Source organism: Acidovorax sp. KNOB132 (assembly GCF_057541515.1).
The window spans coordinates 1-3,940 of the sequence record NZ_BAAJYT010000310.1; the positions used below are offsets into that span (position 1 = coordinate 1).

Annotated in this window: 4 protein-coding genes and 1 pseudogene; all 5 read left to right on the top strand. The window is 70.4% G+C overall.

The genetic code is table 11. The features are described 5' to 3' along the window. Positions 1–624, top strand: a 624-nt coding sequence (locus AC27IO_RS21510; RefSeq protein WP_498740677.1) for a phospholipase D-like domain-containing protein, incomplete at its 5' end; no start/stop codon positions are given. Between the two features lie 121 nt (positions 625–745). Beyond that, positions 746–1,471 carry a GTP cyclohydrolase I gene (folE, locus tag AC27IO_RS21515; protein WP_272565459.1) on the top strand — a complete coding sequence of 242 codons (726 nt, stop codon included), beginning with the start codon at positions 746–748 and terminating at the stop codon, positions 1,469–1,471. Position 1,472: 1 nt separating this feature from the next. Beyond that, entirely contained in the window at positions 1,473–1,895 is a 423-nt protein-coding gene (locus AC27IO_RS21520; RefSeq protein ID WP_272565458.1) for a BLUF domain-containing protein, read from the top strand. Between the two features lie 100 nt (positions 1,896–1,995). Then, positions 1,996–2,877: an EamA family transporter gene (locus tag AC27IO_RS21525; RefSeq protein ID WP_284405502.1), complete on the top strand. Its 882-nt coding sequence runs from the start codon at positions 1,996–1,998 to the stop codon at positions 2,875–2,877. 39 nt (positions 2,878–2,916) lie between these two features. After that, positions 2,917–3,752, top strand: a pseudogene (locus tag AC27IO_RS21530) (DUF429 domain-containing protein). Positions 3,753–3,940 lie beyond the last annotated feature (188 nt).

Consider the following 3,940-nt stretch of genomic DNA (forward strand, 5'->3'; position numbering starts at 1 on the left):
CGGCGCGCGCAGGAGGACGCGGACGACGCGGGCCCCCGCATGCGGGCCGCGCTGGTGCTGCGCGACAACCTGCGCAACCGCAGCCGCATCGAACGCGCCTACCGCCGCGCCATCGCCAACGCGCGGCACGAGATCATCATCGCCAACGCCTACTTCGTGCCCGGCGGCAAGCTGCGCCGCGCGCTGGTGCTGGCCGCGCGCCGCGGCGTGCGCGTGCGCCTGCTGCTGCAGGGGCGCTACGAATACTTCATGCAGTACCACGCGGCCCGGCCCGTGTACGGCGCGCTGCTCAAGGCCGGCGTGGAGATCCACGAGTATTCGCCCAGCTTCCTGCACGCCAAGGTGGCGGTGGTCGATGCGCTGGGCGAACACCCCTGGGCCACCGTGGGCTCGTCCAACCTGGACCCGCTGTCGCTGCTGCTGGCGCGCGAGGCCAACGTGGTGATCGAGGACGCGGGCTTCGCCGCCGACCTGCGCGAACGCCTGGTGCACGCCATGGAGCATGCCGGCCAGCGCATGGACCCGCGCGCCTATGCGGAGCGTCCCTGGCGCCAGCGCGCGCTGGACCGCATCGCCTTCGCCATCATGCGCGCCGCGCTCTGGGTGACCGGCAACCGCTACTGAGCCGGTGCGGCTTGGGTTTGTTGCTATTATTTTCATAGCTATACGCCCTAGAGGAATATGCGCTGGGGGCCAAAAAACACTCGGCAAGCCGGGGCGGGCATTCGCTGGTACGATGCCGCCCATGTTCAGACAACTCGCCGCCGAATCGAACGACGCGCCGCCCGAAGAGGGCACGCCCGTTTCCGTCAAAATCCGCGAACGGCTGGCCGCGGCACGCAAGCGCTTCAATGCGAACGACAACATTGCCGAGTTCATCGAGCCCGGCGAGCTGGAACTGCTGCTCGACGAGGTCGAGGCCAAGATGCAGGGCGTGCTCGACAGCCTGGTCATCGACACGGCGACCGACCACAACACCCAGAACACCGCGCGGCGCGTGGCCAAGATGTACCTCAACGAGGTCTTCAAGGGCCGCTACGCGCAGCAGCCGGCCATCACCGAGTTCCCCAACGCCGAGCACCTGAACGAGCTGATGATCGTCGGCCCGATCACCGTGCGCAGCGCCTGCAGCCACCACTTCTGCCCCGTGATGGGCAAGATCTGGATCGGCGTGCTGCCCAACGAGCACACCAACGTCATCGGCCTGTCCAAATACGCGCGGCTGGTGGACTGGGTCATGGGCCGCCCCCAGATCCAGGAAGAGGCCGTGGTGCAGCTGGCCGACCTCATCATGGAAAAGACCCAGCCCGACGGCCTGGCGATCGTGATGGAGGCCAGCCACTTCTGCATGTCCTGGCGCGGCGTGCGCGAGATGGACAGCAAGATGCTCAACTCCGTCATGCGCGGCGTGTTCCTCAAGGACCCGGCCCTGCGCCGCGAATTCCTCTCGCTCATTCCCGGAAGGAACTGACATGCTCGTCCGACTGCTTTACGCCAGCCGCGCCGTGGACACCTCGCCCGACGCCATCGAAGCCATCCTCAGCCAGTCGCGCCAGCACAACCCCACCTGCGGCATCACCGGCGTGCTCTGCTACGGCGGGGGCGTGTTCCTGCAGGCGATCGAGGGCGGCCGCTCCGCGGTGAGCGCCCTGTACGGCCACATCCAGAAGGACCCGCGGCACAAGGACGTGGAGCTGCTGCACTTCGAGGAGATCCACGAGCGCCGCTTCGGCGGCTGGACCATGGGCCAGGTCAACCTGACCCGGATCAACCATTCCATCTTGCTCAAATACTCCGAAAAGCCCGAGCTGGACCCGTACTCGGTGTCGGGCCGCGTGTCGTTCGCGCTGCTGGAAGAACTGATGGCCACGGCGTCCATCATCGGCCGCGCCTAGGCGGGCCTGCCTCCCCCGTCCCCCACCCGTCTTCCGAGGCCGCAGGCGCCGTGCGCTGCGGCCTTCTGCATTCAGGCTTCCTCTCCCCCGTTTCACCACCGTGACCTTCAACGCCTTCGCCCTCATCCTGCTGGCCGGGCTCATCCACGCATGCTGGAACATCGCGGCCAAGAAAGCGGGCGGCGATTCGCGCTTTGCCTTCTTCACCTCGGTGCTGATGATGCTGGGCTGGGCGCCGCTGGGCTGGTGGCTCGGGCGCGACGCCGTGCCCGAATGGGGCGCCAGGGAATGGGGCTTCGTCGTGGCCAGCGGGCTGCTGCACGTGGCGTACTACGTCATCTTGCTGCGCGGCTACCGCCAGGCCGACCTGACCGTGGTGTACCCGCTCGCGCGCGGCTCGGGGCCGCTGATGTCGTCGCTCGTCGCCATCACGTTCCTGGGCGAGCAGATCTCGCTGCTCGGGGGCCTGGGCATCGCGGGCGTGGTGGGCGGGGTGTTCCTCATCGCCGGCGGCCCCGCGCTGCTGCGCGCCGCGCACGACCCGGCCGCGCGGCAGCGGGTGCATGCGGGCATCCGCTACGGCGTGCTCACCGGCGCGTTCATCGCCAGCTACACGGTGGTGGACGGCTACGCGGTGAAGGTGCTGCGCATGTCGCCCATCCTCGTGGACTACATGGGCAACTTCGTGCGGGTGGCGGTGCTCGCGCCCGTGGTGCTGCGCGACCTGCCGGCCGCGCGCGTGCTCTGGCGCGTGCAGTGGCGCTTCGCCCTGTTGGTGGCGGCGGTGAGCCCGGTGGCCTACGTGCTGGTGCTGTACGCCATGCAGGAGGCCCCGCTGTCGCACGTGGCGCCGGCGCGCGAGGTGTCGATGCTGTTCGCCGCCCTCATCGGCGGCCACCTGCTGGGCGAGGGCGACCGGGCCGCGCGCATCGCGGGCGCGGTGCTGATCGCGGCGGGCGTCACCGCCCTGGCGCTGGGGTAGGGCATGGATGCGGGTGACAGCGCCGTGCCGCCGCTGCCGATGCCGATGCCGATGCTGATCGGCTGCGATTTCTCCAGCAGCCCCAGCCGGCGCAAACCCATCGTGGTCGCCAGCGGGCAACTGGCCGGCGCGCGCGTGGTGCTGTCGGGGCTGGAGACCTTCGACACCCTGGCCGGCTTCGGCCGCTGGCTGGCCGAGCCGCGCACCTGGGTGGGCGGGTTCGACCTGCCGTTCGGCCTGCCGCGCGAGCTGCTGGCGCACCTGGGCTGGCCGCTCACCTGGCACGCGAGCATGCAGCACTACCGGGGCCTGAGCCGCGCGCAGATCCGCGACACCTTCGCGGCATTCTGCGATGCGCGCCGGCGGGGGCCAAGTTCGCCCACCGCGCCGCCGATGGGCCGGCGGGCTCCAGCCCGTCGATGAAGTGGGTCAACCCGCCCGTCGCCTACATGCTGCACGCGGGCGTGCCGCTGCTGCTCGATGCCGGCGTGCACCTGCCCGGCCTGCATGCGGGCGATCCGGCCCGCGTGGCGCTGGAGGCCTACCCCGGCCTGTTGGCGCGCGAGATCCTGGCCCGGCGCAGCTACAAGAGCGACGACCGCGCCAAGCAGACGCCCGACCGCCTCATCGCCCGCAAGGACCTGGTCACGGCGCTGGAGAACGGCGCCACCCGGCTGGGGCTGCGGCTCAAGCTCACGCACGCGCAGCGCGATGCGCTGGTGGACGACGCCAGCGGCGACCGCCTGGACGCCGTGCTGTGCCTGGTGCAGGCCGCCTGGGCGGAGCAGCGCCACCGGCAGGGCGATGCGCTGTACGGCCTGCCGCCGGGGCTGGACCCGCTGGAGGGCTGGATCATCTCGACGCCCGTGGATTGAGGCCCGGGCCCTCACAATGGCAACGGGGCGGCGCCGCAGGCTGCGACCCGTCCATGCTCAACAGCCATGTCAAAGACACGCCATGACTTCGTCGCTTCCCAATTTCCGCACCCGCCCGGCCGGCGCCTTCGCCCTGCGTTGCGGCGCCGCGCTGCTGGCAGCCGCATGCCTGGCCGGCGCTGCGGGGG